This is a genomic window from Streptomyces capitiformicae (genome assembly GCF_002214185.1).
GTDB lineage: Bacteria > Actinomycetota > Actinomycetes > Streptomycetales > Streptomycetaceae > Streptomyces > Streptomyces capitiformicae.
Map to the genome: position 1 here is coordinate 697731 of NZ_CP022161.1, position 15693 is coordinate 713423.

The following is a 15693-nucleotide window of genomic DNA, read 5'->3' on the forward strand; positions in this document are numbered from 1 at the left end:
GCGCCCCGACGAGCGCGCGCCTTCTCGAACCTCCCCAGGAGCCAACCCCTTGCAGGCTGCCATAACCGTCACCCCCTCCCGTATCCCCGAGTTGCTGCTGGGCCTCGCCACCGTACGGCCCGTGTTCGTCTGGGGCGCCCCCGGCATCGGCAAGTCCTCCCTGGTCAAGGGATTCGCGGAGTCGCTGGGCCTGGAGTGCGTCAGCCTGCTCGGTACCCAGCTCGCGCCGGAGGACCTCATCGGCGTACCGCAGATCCGCGACGGCCGCTCGGTGTTCTGCCCGCCGGAGGTGATCGCCCGTGACGAGCCGTACTGCCTGTTCCTGGACGAGCTGAACGCGGCGACGCCGGACGTGCAGAAGGCGTTCTACTCGCTGATCCTGGACCGCCGTATCGGCAACTACGAGTTGCCGAAGGGCTCGATCGTCATCGGCGCCGGCAATCGCGCCACCGACAACGCCCTCGCCCGCCCCATCGCCTCCGCCCTGGTCAACCGTCTCACCCACGTCCATCTGGAGGCCTCGTCGAAGGACTGGCTGGTGTGGGCGGCCGAGGCCGGCATCCACCCCTGGATCCTGGACCACCTCACCGACCGCCCCGACCACCTCTGGTCCAAGCCGCCGAAGACCGAGGAGCCGTTCTCCACGCCCCGCTCCTGGCACATGCTCTCCGACGCCCTGCACTCCTTCGGACGCGACCTCGACGAGGAGACCCTCAAGGTCCTCGCGCACGGCACGCTGACCCCCGCGCACGCGGTCGCCTTCTGCGGCTACGTCAAGGTGGTGCGCAGCCGGTTCGGCATCGAGGCGATCCTCAAGGGCGAGGCCGGCTGGCCGCACCGCCTGGAGGACCGCGACCTGCTGTACTTCCTCGCCGACTCCTTCCGCGGCCGGCTCATCAAGGACCTGCCCGCGAGCAAGCAGCACATGTCGGCGAACGGCCGGCAGACTGCGTACCGCGCCAAGTCCCTGCTGGTGCAGCTCGCCGAGATATCCGTCGAGGTCGCCCAGACCGTCATCGCCTCCGACGCCGACGGCCACCCCGTACTGCCCGCCTGGTTCCTCGTGGAGGCGGCCCGGGACATGCCCCGGCTGGTGGAGGCCCGCCGATGAGCCGACCCGGTGGCAAGGGGCAGGGCACGGGCAAGAGTCAGGGCAAGGGCAAGAAGAAACGGGATCTGGCCGCCGAGGCGTTCGAGGCGGGGCTCGCCCTGGTGCTGGCCAACCCCGCGCTGAACGCCGTGGGGTTCACCACCTGCCGTCAGGACTGCCTCCGCCCGCCCCGCGACGGCCTGGTCCGGGTCGACTCCGAGGGCGTGGTGCACGCGCACCCCGACCGGCTCGCCGACCCCGGCGTCTGGGCCTGGGCCATCGCACACGCCGCCATCCACCTGGGCTTCGGCCACGTCCCGGCGGCGAAGGGCCCACGCGAACAGCCCGACCGTTTCGATCTCGCCGCCCGCTGCGTGGTCGTCAACCGTTTCCTGCTCACCTTCCCCATCGGCCAGACCCCCGAGCTCCTGCCCGCCGCGTACCCCGACGGCGACGAGGAGCGGCTCGCCGCCCGCTGGCGCCGCGACGGACTCCCGGCGGTGTACGAGCGCTGCGGCACGGCCGGCGGGGAACACGACCAGGTGCTCGTGCCCTGGACGCGCGGGTACGGGCAGGCCCAGCCCCCGGACTGGCAGCTCGCGTTCGCGGACGCCCTCACCCGCACCATGTCCGCCGCGATGGACATGGCGGGCGGCCGCCGCGACTCCCTGGACAGCGAGCCGCATCGCAAGCGGCCCTGGGAGGAGGCGCTGAGCTGGTTCATCACGTCCTACCCGCTGCTCGGCGGCATCGCGGCGGGCATGAAGATCGTCGCCGACCCCGAACTCAACCGCGCCCACGGCATCTCCATCGCCGCCGTGGACGCCGCGGCGGCGGAGATCTACATCAACCCCCTCGTCCGGTTCGACGACGAGGAGTGGCGGTTCGTCCTCGCCCACGAGATGCTGCACGCCGCCCTGCGCCACGGCGACCGCTGCGGCACCCGCGACCCGTATCTGTTCAACATCGCCGCCGACTACGTCATCAACGGCTGGCTGCGGGAGATGCAGGTCGGCACCATGCCCGAGGGGCTGCTGTACGACCCCGCGCTGAACGGCCTGTCGGCCGAGGAGGTCTACGACCGGATCGCGGGCGACCTGCGCCGGACGCGCCGCCTGTCCACCCTGCGCGGCAAGGGCGCCGGCGACATCCTCGGTGGGCCCCTCGGCGCGCCCCGCGACTACGTGGACCTCGACGAGTTCTACCGCCGGGGTCTCGGCCGCGGACTCGACCTGCACCAGCGGCAGGAACGCGGCTTCCTGCCCGGCGGCCTGGTCGAGGAGATCCGCGCCCTCAGCCACCCGCCGCTGCCCTGGGACGCTCAACTGGCCCGCTGGTTCGACGAGTTCGTGCCCCGTCCGGAGCCCGTACGGACCTACGCCCGTCCCTCGCGCCGCCAGTCCTCCACCCCCGACATCCCGCGCGCCGGACGGTACTTCCCGCCCGAGGAGGTTGCCCGCTGCACCTTTGGCGTCGTCCTGGACACCTCCGGCTCCATGGACCGCACCCTCCTCGGCAAGGCCCTCGGCGCCATCGCCTCGTACGCCGAGGCACGCGACGTACCCGCCGCCCGGGTCGTCTTCTGCGACGCCGCCCCGCACGACGCCGGCTACCTCCCGGTCACGGAGATCGCCGGACGCGTACGCGTCCACGGCCGCGGCGGCACCGTCCTGCAACCGGGAATCGACCTGCTGCACCGCGCCGACGACTTCCCGCCGAACGCTCCCGTCCTCGTCATCACGGACGGCTGGTGCGACGTACTGCGGGTACGGCGCGAGCACGCGTATCTGATTCCCCAAGGTGCTCGCCTGCCGTTCACCGCACGTGGGCCCGTGTTCAGGGTGAGATGAGCCGGAGTGTGATCGGATGGGGCCCAACCCCCGTTGAAACGGGACCCACGCGAAAGGAAGAACCGTGGCTACCACGCGCTCCGCACACACCGTCTGGGAAGGCAACCTGCTCGAGGGCAGCGGTGTCGTCAGCTTCGACTCCTCCGGTGCCATCGCCGAGCAGCCGGTGACGTGGGCATCGCGCGCCCAGGACGCGAACGGCAGGACCAGCCCCGAGGAGCTGATCGCGGCCGCCCACTCCAGCTGCTTCTCCATGGCGTTCTCGCACGCCCTCGCCGGCGCGGGCACCCCGCCCACCAGGCTCACCACGTCGGCCGACGTGACGTTCCAGCCGGGCGAGGGCATCACCGGCATCCACATCACCGTCGAGGGCACCGTACCCGGCCTCGACGAGGAGGCTTTCGTGGCCGCGGCCGAGGACGCCAAGGTGAACTGCCCCGTCAGCCAGGCCCTCAAGGCGGTGCCGATCACCCTCTCGGCCAAGCTGGCCTGACCCACGAGTCGCCGGCCGCCGGACAGGCCACCTCGCCCAGGTGCCTGTCCGGCCGCCGGAAGGGCCACCGGAACGTCGCCGTCCCGGATGCGCGAGTCGCTCGTAGCGAGCACATTGGGCGCATGGGTGACGACGAACGGCCCGGACCCGACGCGGAGCTGCGACTGGCCGTCGCCTTCACCGGCGGGCTGAGCCTCGCCGTGTGGATGGGCGGCGTGGCCAGGGAACTGAACCTCCTGACGACCGCCGCGCGGGCGGAGAAGGCGGACACACACGCCGGTCGTGTCCGCGCCCGCTACAAGAAGCTGCTCGAACTGCTGCGGCTGGACGTCAGCGTCGACGTGCTCTCCGGCACCAGCGCCGGCGGCATCAACGCGGCCGTCCTGGGCCTCGCCAACGTACGCGGCTGTGACCTGGGCGGACTGCGGGCGCTGTGGCTGGAGGAGGGGGCGCTGGGGAGCCTGCTGCGGGACCTCTCCGAACAGAAGCCGCCGTCCCTCCTCAAGGGCGAGGACGGACTGCTGCGCGGTCTCGAAGAGGGCCTGAAGGCCGTCCTCGCGGCTCCCGTGCCGGGCCTTGAGGGCGGTGTCCTCGCAGGCGACGCGGATCCCGACCCCACGCACGTCTTCATCACCACCACGCTCCTGGACGGCTTGCCACGGCCCTTCCGGGACGACTACGGCAGCGTCATCCGTGACACGGATCATCGGGGCCTGTTCAGGTTCACCGCCGACGATCTCGCCGACGACCACGTGATCAAGGCCCTCGCCCGGGCCGCCCGGTCCAGCGCCTCCTACCCCGTGGCCTTCGAGCCCGCGTACATTCCCGTCGGCGAGCCCACGCACGAACGCCCCGACATGAGCCCATACATGCTCCGGCTGTCCCGGACACAGTTCTGCGCCGACGGCGGACTGCTGGCCAACCGGCCGATCGGGCCCGCCCTGCAGGCGGTCTTCGACCGGCCGGCGAGCCGCGAGGTACGCCGTGTCCTCGCCTACGTCGTGCCGTCGCCCGACGGCGAGGCCGGTGATCCCCCACCGCTCCCGCTTCCCGCCGACGTGCCGTCGCTGGGACCGACGCTGCTGAAGGTCTTCCGTGTCGTCACCTCGCAGACCGTCACCGCGGAGCTCAGCGCCCTGGCCGCCCACAACGAACGCGTCCGGAGCCGGCTGCGGGCGGAGACCCGGCTGGCCCGGATGGCGGCCGGCGGCGCCGACCTCGGCGGCGCGGACCTTCGCCGGGAGCACTACGAGGCGCATGTCCAGGCTCTGGCCCGCGCCGTCGCCGACGAGACCCTGGCCCAGCTCATCGCCCGCGGCGCCGCCTCCGGGGACCGCCCGGTCGGCTTCGGCGCCGACATGGACCGGCTGATCGCCGGGGCGGCCGCGGTGATCGAGCGCCACGGTCCGCCGCCGGAGACCCTCCTGGAGGGAGCGGAGGTCTTCGCCGCCCTGGCCCGGTACGGCCGGCCGCTGCTCGACGCGGCCAAGTCCACCGTGCTCCGGCTGCTGCGGGAGAGCAGCGCCGGTGCGCCGGTGCGTACGCGTACGGGGGTGGAGGCGCGGGTGGCGGAGGTGCACCGCGCGATGCCCCACCGCACCGACCTGAAGCTGCGCAAGCTCCTCCGGCCGGTCGTGGAGGCGGTGGTGGCCGGCGCCACGGAGAACACCGACCCCGTGGACGCCGTGCTCCAGGCCCCCGGCTGGGCACCCGCCGTCGCCGCCCAGCTGCCGTCGCCCGACCAGTTGCCGGATCTGGAGCGCGCCTGGTCGACGATGGTCGATGCGGTCCTCGGCACCCGGCCGCTGTTGCTCGGTGCCGAGGGCGGCACAGGTGGTGGGGACGCGGAGTGGCGGGTCCTGCTGACGTATCTGACCGGGCCCGACCCGGATGATCCGCTGCCCGCCGATGCCGTGGCCCGGCGGCTGTACGACCTGCTCGCCGCCCAGCGGGTGATCTTCCCGGACGAGCTTGCCGCACGGCAGCGCGTGGAGCTGATCCAGATGAGCGCCGACACGCGGGCCCTGGTCGACACACGCCGGCTCGCCGCCGAAAAGCTCACCGGGCTGCAGACTCATCACTTCGGGGCCTTCTTCAAGAGGTCCTGGCGGGCCAACGACTGGATGTGGGGGCGGCTGGACGGCGCCGGATGGCTCGTCCATGTGCTGCTCTCCCCGAAACGTCTGCAGCGGCTCGCCGCCGGGGGCGTGCCCGTCGTCCAGGGGCTGAGGGACATCGCCGGCTCCGGGGAACCCGCCGGTGTCTTCACCACCGGGCCCGACGGGGAGCCCGCCGAGCTCGCCTTCCTCACGGCGGATGACGGGACGGAGCCGCCCGACAGCCTGCCGCTGACGTCGATGTGGGTGGCCCGCGGCCTGCAACGGCTGATCGTGGCCGAGGAACTGCCCCACGTCGCCGCGCAGGCCGAGCTCGACAAGCAGGCCGGCGGCGCCCTCGCCGCGAGCGACTTCCTGAAGCTCTACCGGCAGCGGCACCCGGACATCGGGCGGACTGGGCAGAACCCCGGGCAGGCGGTCGATCCGGAGACCGTCGAGGACCTCCTCAAGGCCTGCCGGATCTCGGAGGAGACCTTCACCAAGGAGAAGGACAGCAAGCTGCTGAGCCACACCGTCGCGCACAGCGCGGTGGTGACGGCGAACGCGGTCAGGGCGGCGGTCGACCGGTGGTACTGGCGACTGCTCTTCGGCACGGTGAGCGGGACCCTGCGTCTGGCGCACGCGTTCCGCAGACGCCCCCGAAGCGCCCGTACGCCCCATTGACAAGAGCTCACTCAAGTTTTGTGCTGGAGGTTGGAACCCCGGGCGGAACCTTGCGGAATCTCGCGGAATCTCGCGGAACTGTGCTGGAAGGGGACGGCGATGGCGCGTGCGGTAGGGATCGATCTGGGGACGACGAACTCGGTGGTGGCCGTGCTGGAGGGCGGCGAACCGACCGTCGTCGCCAATGCGGAGGGTCAGCGGACCACACCCTCCGTGGTGGCCTTCGCCAAGAACAACGAGGTCCTCGTGGGCGAGGTCGCCAAGCGACAGGCCGTGACGAACGTGGAGCGCACCGCGCGCTCGGTCAAACGGCATATGGGCGACGGAAGCTGGCGCTTCCCGGAGCAGGGCTCCGTCGACGGTACGCGCTACCGGGCCCAGGAGTTGTCCGCGCGGGTGCTGCAGAAGCTGAAGCGGGACGCCGAGTCCTACCTCGGCGAGGACGTCACCGACGCGGTGATCACCGTGCCCGCGTACTTCGACGACGCCCAGCGGCAGGCGACCAAGGAGGCCGGGGAGATCGCGGGCCTGAAGGTTCTGCGGATCATCAACGAGCCCACGGCCGCCGCCCTCGCCTACGGCCTCGACCGGGGCGAGGAGCAGACCGTCCTCGTCTTCGACCTCGGCGGCGGCACCTTCGACGTCTCGCTCCTGGAGATCGGCGACGGGGTCATCGAGGTCAAGGCCACCAACGGCGACACGCACCTCGGCGGTGACGACTGGGACCAGCGGATCGTGGAGTACCTCGTCAAACGCTTCAAGGGGAACCACGGCATCGACCTCGGCAACGACAAGATGGCGCTGCAACGGCTGCGCGAGGGCGCCGAGAAGGCCAAGATCGAACTGTCCAGCTCCTCCGAGTCGTCCATCAACCTTCCGTACATCACCGCGTCCGCCGAGGGGCCGCTCCATCTGGACGAGAAGCTGACGCGCGCCCAGTTCCAGGAACTGACGGCCGACCTGCTCGACCGTTGCAAGACGCCCTTCCACCAGGCCGTCAAGGACGCGGGGGTGAAGCTCGCCGCGATCGACCACGTCATCCTCGTCGGCGGCTCGACCCGGATGCCCGCCGTGACCGACCTGGTGAAGGAGCTCACCGGCAAGGACCCGCACAAGGGCGTGAACCCCGACGAGGTCGTGGCGGTGGGCGCCGCGCTCCAGGCGGGCGTCATCCGGGGCGACGTGAAGGACGTACTCCTCCTCGACGTCACCCCGCTGTCCCTGGGCATCGAGACCAAGGGCGGCATCATGACGAAGCTCATCGAACGCAACACCACGATCCCCACCCGGCGTTCGGAGATCTTCACGACGGCCGCGGACAACCAGCCGTCGGTCGGCATCCAGGTCTATCAGGGCGAACGCGAGATCGCCGCGTACAACAAGAAGCTGGGCGTCTTCGATCTCACCGGCCTGCCGCCCGCGCCCCGCGGCGTCCCGCAGATCGAGGTGGCCTTCGACATCGACGCGAACGGGATCATGCACGTCTCGGCGAAGGATCTGGCGACCGGCCGGGAACAGAAGATGACCGTCACCGGCGGCTCCGCGCTCCCGAAGGACGACATCGACCGCATGATGCGGGAGGCCGAGCAGTACGCCGACGAGGACCGCCGTCGCCGCGAGGCCGCCGAGACCCGCAACCAGGCCGAGCAACTCGTCTACCAGACCGAGCGGTTCCTCCGCGAGAACGAGGAGCGCGTACCGGCCGACACCAGGTCCGAGGTGGAGTCCGCCGTCGCCGAGCTGAAAGGCCTCCTGGAACACCCGGAGGACACCGCCGCTCTCCGCGCCGGCATTGACAAACTGGCCTCGGTCAGCCAGCGCATGGGCCAGGCCATGTACGCGTCCGCCTCGACCACCCCTCCCGAGGACTCGTCTCCGGGCCCCACCGAGGAAGAGGGCGTCGTCGACGCGGAGATCGTGGACGACGAGAAGGACACGAAGGGCGGCGCGGCGTAGAGGCGGCGCCCAGGGCGTGTTTTCCGCGGCGGTCAGTACCTGTCGCGGTAGCGCTCCAGGATGTCCCTCGTCCGTTCGGCGGACGCCGCGTGCGCCGCCATGTGGTCGAGGACCTCCAGGTGCATGGCGACCTCGGAGCGGGAGTCGAGGTAGAGGGCGCCGGTGAGGTACTCGGTGTAGACCATGTCGGGGAGTTCGGGCTCGGCGAAGCGGAAGAGGGAGAACGGGGCATAGGTGCCGGGGTGGGGGCCGCTGGCGAATTCCGCCACCTGCAGGGTGATGTGGTCCTCGGGCGTGACGTCCAGAAGCCGGTCGAGTTGGTCGCGCATGACCTGGGAGTCGATGCTCACCGGACGCATGAGCGCCGTCTCGTCCATGATCACCCAGAGGTGCGGCGGGTTGTCCTCGGTGAGAAGCTTCTGCCGGGCCATGCGCAGCGACACATGGCGCTCGATCGTCTCGGGCCCGGTCCGGCCGACGGTTCCGGCCTCCATGACGGCCCGCGCGTAGTCCTCGGTCTGCAGCATGCCGGGTACGAAGTGCGGCTCGTACTGCCGGATCAGATGCGCCGCACCCTCCAGGCTGACGTACAGGCTGAACCAGTCGGGCAGCACGTCATGGAACCGCTGCCACCAGCCGGGCTTGTTCGCCTCCTGGACGAGCGTCAGGAACGCGGCGATGTCGTCCTCGGCCACACCGTACGTCCTCAGCAGGATCTGTACGTAGGGGATCTTGAGGGCGACATCGGCGGTCTCCATGCGCCGCACGGTCGCCGCGGCGACCCGCAGTACGCGCGCCGCCTCGTCGCGCTTGAGCCCGGCGGCCTCGCGCAGTTCCTGCAGCCGCTTCCCGAGCACCACCTGACCCACTGTGGGCGCGGCCCGCCGCTCACTCACGCCACGCCTCCCCACGCGCCGAAGTATGCGAACAGTCTGTCATGTTCCGGTAATGGACATCTCATGGGCGACCCCACAGCCTACGCGCTGCCATGACCTCCGAGGTAATCGACCAGCCTGCGCCGCGCGCGGCAAGGTGAGGGCAGTTCTCCCGTCCTTCTTCTCCCATGTCCCATTCGACCTCGATGGAGGCTGATCCGCCATGTCCGCAACCCAGCTCGCCGCGATCGCCCGGACCACCGACCCTCGGACCATGCTCCGCCGCTTCCTGGCCGCCGACGCCGTGGTGACCGGTGCGAACGGTCTCGCCTACCTCGCCGCCGCCGGGCCGCTCGGCCGGTTCCTCGGGGTCGACCCGGGGCTGCTTCGCGCGCTCGGCGCGTTCCTCGTCGTGTACGCGGCGGCCGTGGGCCTGCTGGCCTCGCGCGAGCGCCCGCCGATGCTGCCCGTACGAGCCGTGATCGACGCCAACCTCTTCTGGGCCGTCCTCAGTCTCGTCGCCCTGGCGGTATGGCTGACGCCGAGCACGGCGGGCGCGGTGTGGACGGTGCTCCAGGCGCTGGCCGTGGCCGGCTTCGCGGCGGCGCAGTACCTCGCCGTGCGGGCGACCGGCCACTGACTGAGCATCAAGTCGCCAGTGATCGCAGGTACTTGACCGTCGCCGGGTCGGCCGGCAGGAACGTCTCGATGGCCAGCTCGGCCACGGTCACGTCCATGGGTGTGTTGAACGTGGAGACGGACGAGATGAAGGAGAGCACCCGCCCCTCGTGCTCGATCCGCAACGGCAGCGCGAAGTACGCGCTCGCCTCCTCGCCCCGATCCCCACCGGACTCCTCGTCGGGTGTGCCCGGCGGCAGTGGATACGCCGCCACCTCCTCGTACAGCTCGCGCAGCGGCTCCGAGCGGCGCAGCGCGATCTGGCGTCGCATCTGTTCCAGCAGGTGACCGCGCCAGGCGCGCAGATTGCGGATGCGGGGTGACAGACCCTCGGGGTGGAGGGTGAGTCGGATGGCGTTGAGCGGCGGTACGAGCAGGGACTCGGGTACACCGCCGAGCAGCATGGCGATGCCCCGATTGGCGGCCAGGACGTGGTACGTCGCGTCCATCACCAGCGCCGGATACGGCTCGTAGCCCTGGAGCAGGCGCTCCATGCCCTCGCGGAGGGCCTCCATCGCCGGGTCGTCCAGCGGGGTCTCGGGATAGCGCGGGGCGTAACCGGCGGCCAGGAGCAACGCGTTGCGCTCCCGGACAGGGACGTCCAGGTGCTCGGCGAGCCGCAGCACCATCTCCTCGCTGGGGCGGGAGCGGCCCGTCTCGACGAAGCTGATGTGCCGCGCCGAGGAACCGGCGCGCAGCGCCAACTCCAGCTGGCTGACCCGTCGTTGCTCCCGCCAGGCCCGCAGCAGCGGGCCGACGCCCTGGTCGGGAGGGGTGGTGGGGCGGCCCTTGGTGCCGGACGGGACAATGGTCACACGACGAACGTAGCCGAGGCGATCGAGGAGTGGCGCGTGTACAACCCGTGGAATCCGTCCTGGGAGGCGACGGCGGTCTACCGGGCACGGGTACGAGGGTGCCTGCTGGGCGGGGCGGTCGGCGACGCGCTCGGCTATCCGATCGAGTTCGCCTCGCTCGACATCATCCGCGGTACGCACGGCGGCCGAGGGGTCACCGGGCTGGTGCCGGACGGGGAAGGGGTCGTGGGGCGGGTCAGCGACGACACCCAGATGACCCTGTTCACCGTCGAGGCACTTCAGCAGTCGCACGAGCGCGCACGGCTCAAGGGCGGCGACGGCGCCTGGCCCGAGCTGGTCCGGGAGGCCTACGGCCGCTGGCTCGACACCCAGCGGCAGCCCGGCCCCGATCCGCGCGTCTCCTCCGGACTCGCCGCCCAGCCCTGGCTGTACGCCCGCCGCGCCCCCGGCAACGCCTGCCTGTCCGGCCTCGCCCAGGTCCACCACCCGGACCCGGCCGTTCCACTCGGTCGGCCCGGCCCCGTCAACCCGAACTCCAAGGGCTGCGGCACGGTCATGCGCGCGGCGCCCTTCGGGCTGGCCCGCGTCCCGGCCGAGACCGCGTTCGACATGGCCGCGCGGTGCTCCCAGATGACCCACGGGCACCCCACCGGCTACTACGCCGCCGGTGCGCTGGCCGCGATCGTGGCGTACCTGGTGGCCGACGAGTCACTGGAGGGCGCCGTACTGCGCACGCTGCGGCTGCTGGCCCGCCACCCGGGTCACGAGGAGACCAGCACGGCCCTCAATCGCGCCCTCGACCTGGCCGCCGACGGCGCGCCCACGGCCGAGAAGGTCGAGTCCCTCGGCGCGGGCTGGATCGCCGAGGAGGCCCTCGCCATGGGCGTCTACTGCGCCCTCGCCACCCTCCCCCACTCTCGGCTTCGCTCGAGCGGGGGGACCCCCACCGTGTCCGAGGCCCTCCTCCTCGCCGTCAACCACTCCGGCGACAGCGACTCCACCGGCTCCATCTGCGGCAATCTCCTCGGCGCCCACTACGGCGACCACGGCCTGCCCCACGACTGGCTGACGGCGACGGAGGGCCGCGCCGAGATCACCGTCCTGGCGGACGACTTCGCGGCCGAGAGCGTACGGATCTGATCCGGATCCAGGGCCTGTTGCGAAAGTGGCCTCTGATACGGATCTGACGACCGGCGAGCCGCCTGACCAGGTACCCGGCGGTCGGCCTGTGGCAGGCTGAGAGGGACCGCACGTCATGGAGGGGACGTAACGGAAGGAGTCGGCCATGCCCGTCGAACCCTTGTCGCAGAAGGAGATCGAGGACCGGCTGGCGGAGCTGCCCGGCTGGTCGCTGGACGGGGACCGCATCGCCCGTTCCTACCGCCTGGGATCGCACTTCGCGGCGACCGCGATGGTCGTGCACATCGCCCAGACCCAGGAGGAGCTCGACCACCACTCCGACCTCACCCTCGGCTACAACACCGTCTCGCTGACCATCCACACGCACAGCGTGGGCGGCGCCGTGACCGAGAAGGACTTCGAGCTGGCCCGCAGGGTGGAGGCGCTCGCGCCCGGCCACGGGGCGAGCTGAGCCGGGTGCTGGACTACGACAAGGAGGCGGTCGAGTACGACGCCCTGCGCGGCGGCGAGCCCCGGGCCGAGGCCGCCGCCGAAGCCGTACTCGGCCTCGTCCCCGAGGACACGCGCAGTCTGCTCGACGTGGCCTGCGGCACCGGCATCGTGACCCGGCGTTACGCGGCCGCGCGGCCGGAGATGCGGTTGACGGGCATCGACCGTACATACGGCATGGCGAGCCGTGCCGTCCCCCGGCTGCCCGGTGCCGTCGTGCTCGCCGACGCCCGCCGACTCCCCTTCCGCGACGGGGAGTTCGACGCCGTGACGAGCGTGTGGCTGCTGCATCTGCTCGGCGGCCCCGAGGACGTCCGGACCGTCGTCGGCGAGTGTGCCCGCGTACTGCGGCCGGGCGGCGTGTACGTCACCACCGTCGACAAGGCCGCCGCCCACAACGTGGGCAGCGACATCGACGCCGTCCTCGCCCCGCGACCGCGCCGCCCGGCCCTGGACACGGCGGCGGCCGTCGAGGCGTACGCCGAGGAGCACGGCCTGCGCCCGGTCGGGCAGGCCCGCTTCCCGGGGCGCGGCCAGGGCCGCAGCCCGCGCCGAACCGTCACCGACCTGCGCCGCGGCTGGTTCATGACCCTCCCGCCCGGCGACCCCCTCGCCGACGACTTCGCCGTACGCCTCGCGGCCCTCCCCGACCAGGACCGCCCGCGCCCGGACCCGGAGTTCACCCTGCGGGCGTTCCGAAAGGGCTGAAGGGGTTCAGGGTTCAGGAGACCGGCGGCCGGGTGAAGTCCATGGTCCAGTTGGTCAGCCAGGTCTCCCCGTCGTCGAGGGAGAACGCCTGTTCCCAGCGGGCGCTGGTCGCCGACACACCCGACCACACGAACCGCACCCGCACGTCCTTCCCGATGGGGGTCCCCCCGCTCGAGCGAAGTCGAGAGTGGGGGAGCGTGTCGTCGCCGTAGAACTCACCGCGACCGCCCTCGAACCGTCCGGCGACCGGCGGGAACAACCTCCCACTGCGACTGGAGGACCAGTTCAGCGTCCAGAGCCCTGTGTCCGGCTCGAACAGCCGCAGCGTCAGTCCCTTCGAACCGAGGTACGGCATGTCGATCTCGTCGATGTTCGCGGCCCCGTCGAACAGCGGCCGACACCGGCTCGTCGACGGGAACTCCTCCCAGTCGCTGTCCGGGTCGAGGAAGTCGGTGCGGCGGCGGTGGCGGACCTCCCAGTCGCCGTGGAAGAAGTCGAAGTCGTGCGCGCTGCTCATGAACGGTCTCCGGTGGATCCAGTGGTTCCGGCGGGCAGGAAGTCGGTCAAGTAGGCGTCGAGGTCGGGTACTTGGGGCGCGAGCAGATGCCGTACCCAGGCGTCCCGTTCGTGCTGGATCGGCGGCAGCTCCCATACGCAGCCGATCCATGGCCGGTCGGTGGCGACGAAGTGCGCGGGATCGCGGTCCGGGCAGCCGAGCACGGGCTGGCCGGCCGCCGCGCCGGCGAAGTGCAGGACGTTGTCCCACACCCAGCTGTAGACGTTCAGGTAGGCGCCGTCGTCCCCGCCCCGGTGCAGCACGACGAACGTCGCCGGCGGCGTCCCGTCCGGCTCCGGCAACAGCTCCGGGAGGATCGCGTACGCCGCCTTCTCGACCTCGGGTGCGATGCCGGCCGGGTCGGCCGTGACGTGATAGCGCTTGATCCGCCGCCCGGCCACCTCGATGGGCGGGGGCACGGTCAGCAGTTTCTCGGTGAAGCTCATGGTGCGACGCTAGGGCCGCTTCACTGACATCCTGTGTCAGTGAAGTCCAGTCGGCTCGTCTCGATCCTCCTTCTGCTCCAGACCCGGGGCCGGATGACCGCCGCCCAGCTCGCCGAGGAGCTGGAGGTGTCGGTCCGCACGGTCTACCGGGACGTGGAGGCGCTCGGCGCGGCCGGCGTCCCGCTGTACGGCGACGCGGGCCACGCCGGCGGCTACCGCCTCCTCGACGGCTACCGCACCCGCCTCACCGGCCTGACGACGGAGGAGGCCGAGGCCCTCTTCCTCGCGGGCGCCCCCGGCCCAGCCGCCGAACTGGGCCTCGGCGCGGTCCTGGCCGCCGCCCAGCTGAAGGTCCGCGCGGCGCTGCCCGTGGAGTTGCGGGCCCACGCCGACCGGGTCGCCGGCCGCTTCCACCTGGACGCGCCCGGCTGGTACGCCAAGGCCGACGACGCCCCGTTCCTGCCCGCGGTCGCCGACGCGGTCTGGAACAGCCGGGTCCTGCACGTCCTCTACCGCCGCTGGGCCGAACCCACGGACGTAAGGCGTCGCCTCGAACCGTACGGACTGGTCCTGAAGGCCGGCCGCTGGTACGTCGTCTCGGGCTCGGGGCCGCGCACCTTCCGCGTCGGCCAGATCCTCGAACTGACCGTGTCCGACGAGGAGTTCACCCGCCCCGACGACTTCGACCTGGCCGTGTACTGGACGGCGTACCAGCGCGACTTCCACGAGCGGCTGTACCGGGGAGAGGCCTTGGTCCGGCTGGCGCCGGGGGTGACGCTCGCGAGGGCCGTGCGGGTCGACAAGCGTGCGAGCGGGGACGGTTGGACCGAGGTCAGGGTGCCCATCGAGTCCGTCGAGCACGCGCACGGTGAGTTCCTGCGGCTGGGCACGGACATCGAGGTGCTGCAACCGGCCGAGCTGCGCGCGCGGATCGCCCGGACGGTCGCCGAACTGACCGGAAGATACGGCAACTCCGGTGCGAGCAGCGGCGACTGAGGAAACGGAACCCCGTCTGTCTCTCGGGAGGTACTCCCCGTGCAGCACCCGCATGCGCACCGCAGACGCAAGATCCGCAAGGCCCGCAGGATCGTGACAACGATGGCGGCCGCCGCCCTGACCGCCGCCGGACTCACCACCTTCACCGCCCCGCCCGCCGCCGCGGCCACCGCCCGCCAGGTCGAGGAACTGGACCGGGGCGTGGTCAGTGCGCATGTCGACAGCGGCAACCTGGTCAGCCGGCGCTGGCTCGGCACCGACCCGAACGACGTGTCGTTCAACGTCTATCGCGCCGGTACGAAGGGCAACTCGACCCCGATCTCCGGCTCCACCACCTACTTCCACTCCGGCGCCCCCGCCCAGGCCGACTACACCGTCCGCGCGCGATCGTGAACGGCGTCGAGCAGGGTGACTCGGTGCACGCGGTCCAACTCCGCACCGGTTACAAGGACGTACCGATCAGCGCGCCCGCGGGCGGCACCACCCCGGACGGCGTCGCGTACACCTACGAGGCCAACGACGCCTCCGTCGGCGACCTCGACGGCGACATCCTCGGCGACTGGCGCGAGGAGGTCGTCTGGCGCGCCAGTGGCAACACGGCCCTCAGGATCTACTCGACCCCGATCGAGACCACCACGAAGATCACCACCCTGCTCCACGACCCGATGTACCGCACAGGCCTCGCCTGGCAGAACACCGCCTACAACCAGCCCCCGCACACCAGCTTCTTCATCGGCAACAACATGCCGACGGCACCGAGGCCGACGGTGTACACGCCGTAGGCGGTCAACCTCTCGGCGGCCGGGCATCCCACTGGCCGC

The 15693-nt window shown here is 71.4% G+C and carries 15 protein-coding genes and 1 pseudogene; 12 read left to right on the forward strand and 4 right to left on the reverse strand.

Annotated elements, in window-relative coordinates; genetic code table 11:
* Positions 1-49 precede the first annotated feature (49 nt).
* From CES90_RS03040 to dnaK, 5 genes are all read left to right on the forward strand, one after another.
* Positions 50-1111, forward strand: coding sequence for an ATP-binding protein (locus CES90_RS03040; protein ID WP_189783169.1), 1062 nt, complete (start codon positions 50-52; stop codon positions 1109-1111).
* Entirely contained in the window at positions 1108-2940 is a 1833-nt protein-coding gene (locus CES90_RS03045) for a vWA domain-containing protein (protein ID WP_189783168.1), read from the forward strand. Before CES90_RS03040 ends, CES90_RS03045 begins: the two co-directional genes overlap by 4 nt.
* Positions 2941-3004: 64 nt before the next feature.
* Positions 3005-3433, forward strand: coding sequence for an OsmC family protein (locus tag CES90_RS03050; RefSeq protein ID WP_189783167.1), 429 nt, complete (start codon positions 3005-3007; stop codon positions 3431-3433).
* Positions 3434-3555: 122 nt separating this feature from the next.
* Positions 3556-6213 (forward strand): patatin-like protein, encoded by a 2658-nt coding sequence (locus CES90_RS03055; protein WP_189783166.1) that lies wholly within the window; start codon positions 3556-3558, stop codon positions 6211-6213.
* A 99-nt stretch (positions 6214-6312) separates the two neighbouring features.
* Positions 6313-8169, forward strand: a complete 1857-nt coding sequence (gene dnaK, locus CES90_RS03060; RefSeq protein ID WP_189783165.1) for a molecular chaperone DnaK — start codon at positions 6313-6315, stop codon at positions 8167-8169.
* Positions 8170-8201: 32 nt separating this feature from the next.
* On the opposite strand, the gene CES90_RS03065 is transcribed toward dnaK, so the two are convergent.
* Entirely contained in the window at positions 8202-9065 is an 864-nt protein-coding gene (locus tag CES90_RS03065; protein WP_189783164.1) for a helix-turn-helix domain-containing protein, read from the reverse strand.
* Positions 9066-9267: 202 nt separating this feature from the next.
* Between CES90_RS03065 and CES90_RS03070 the strand changes: the two genes are divergently transcribed.
* On the forward strand, positions 9268-9684 hold the full coding sequence (locus tag CES90_RS03070) for a hypothetical protein (RefSeq protein WP_189783163.1): 417 nt from the start codon (positions 9268-9270) through the stop codon (positions 9682-9684).
* A 7-nt stretch (positions 9685-9691) separates the two neighbouring features.
* Here CES90_RS03070 and CES90_RS03075 read toward each other — a convergent pair whose 3' ends face one another.
* Entirely contained in the window at positions 9692-10537 is an 846-nt protein-coding gene (locus CES90_RS03075) for a helix-turn-helix domain-containing protein (RefSeq protein ID WP_189783162.1), read from the reverse strand.
* Between the two features lie 36 nt (positions 10538-10573).
* On the opposite strand from CES90_RS03075, the gene CES90_RS03080 reads away from it, so the two are divergent.
* The 3 genes from CES90_RS03080 to CES90_RS03090 all read left to right on the forward strand — a co-directional run bounded on the left by CES90_RS03080 (position 10574) and on the right by CES90_RS03090 (position 12874).
* Positions 10574-11677, forward strand: a complete 1104-nt coding sequence (locus CES90_RS03080; protein ID WP_189783161.1) for an ADP-ribosylglycohydrolase family protein — start codon at positions 10574-10576, stop codon at positions 11675-11677.
* Between the two features lie 145 nt (positions 11678-11822).
* Entirely contained in the window at positions 11823-12128 is a 306-nt protein-coding gene (locus tag CES90_RS03085) for a 4a-hydroxytetrahydrobiopterin dehydratase (protein ID WP_189783160.1), read from the forward strand.
* Positions 12129-12133: 5 nt separating this feature from the next.
* Complete coding sequence (locus CES90_RS03090; protein ID WP_189783159.1) at positions 12134-12874, forward strand: class I SAM-dependent methyltransferase; 741 nt, start codon at positions 12134-12136, stop codon at positions 12872-12874.
* 13 nt (positions 12875-12887) lie between these two features.
* Here CES90_RS03090 and CES90_RS03095 read toward each other — a convergent pair whose 3' ends face one another.
* Positions 12888-13391 (reverse strand): hypothetical protein, encoded by a 504-nt coding sequence (locus tag CES90_RS03095; RefSeq protein ID WP_189783158.1) that lies wholly within the window; start codon positions 13389-13391, stop codon positions 12888-12890.
* The gene (locus tag CES90_RS03100) at positions 13388-13876 is read right to left on the reverse strand and encodes a hypothetical protein (protein WP_189783157.1); all 489 of its coding nucleotides are present in this window, start codon (positions 13874-13876) and stop codon (positions 13388-13390) included. The genes CES90_RS03095 and CES90_RS03100 overlap by 4 nt, the downstream gene beginning before the upstream one ends.
* Before the next feature lie 39 nt (positions 13877-13915).
* On the opposite strand from CES90_RS03100, the gene CES90_RS03105 reads away from it, so the two are divergent.
* The 3 genes and pseudogenes from CES90_RS03105 (at position 13916) to CES90_RS51885 (ending at position 15654) form a co-directional block, all read left to right on the forward strand.
* A complete protein-coding gene (locus CES90_RS03105) occupies positions 13916-14872 on the forward strand; it encodes a helix-turn-helix transcriptional regulator (RefSeq protein ID WP_189783156.1) in 957 nt (318 codons plus the stop codon).
* A 39-nt stretch (positions 14873-14911) separates the two neighbouring features.
* A pseudogene (locus CES90_RS03110) lies at positions 14912-15420 on the forward strand (rhamnogalacturonan endolyase family protein); the annotation flags it as partial.
* Complete coding sequence (locus tag CES90_RS51885; protein WP_373313335.1) at positions 15421-15654, forward strand: rhamnogalacturonan lyase family protein; 234 nt, start codon at positions 15421-15423, stop codon at positions 15652-15654.
* Positions 15655-15693 lie beyond the last annotated feature (39 nt).

Bases quoted from the DNA above. Each gene is read 5' to 3' on its own strand.
- CES90_RS03055 (WP_189783166.1), top strand. From the start codon at position 3,556: ATGGGTGACGACGAACGGCCCGGACCCGACGCGGAGCTGCGACTGGCC.
- CES90_RS03100 (WP_189783157.1), bottom strand. From the start codon at position 13,876: ATGAGCTTCACCGAGAAACTGCTGACCGTGCCCCCGCCCATCGAGGTG.
- CES90_RS03095 (WP_189783158.1), bottom strand. From the start codon at position 13,391: ATGAGCAGCGCGCACGACTTCGACTTCTTCCACGGCGACTGGGAGGTC.
- dnaK (WP_189783165.1), top strand. From the start codon at position 6,313: ATGGCGCGTGCGGTAGGGATCGATCTGGGGACGACGAACTCGGTGGTG.
- CES90_RS03070 (WP_189783163.1), top strand. From the start codon at position 9,268: ATGTCCGCAACCCAGCTCGCCGCGATCGCCCGGACCACCGACCCTCGG.
- CES90_RS03045 (WP_189783168.1), top strand. From the start codon at position 1,108: ATGAGCCGACCCGGTGGCAAGGGGCAGGGCACGGGCAAGAGTCAGGGC.
- CES90_RS03085 (WP_189783160.1), top strand. From the start codon at position 11,823: ATGCCCGTCGAACCCTTGTCGCAGAAGGAGATCGAGGACCGGCTGGCG.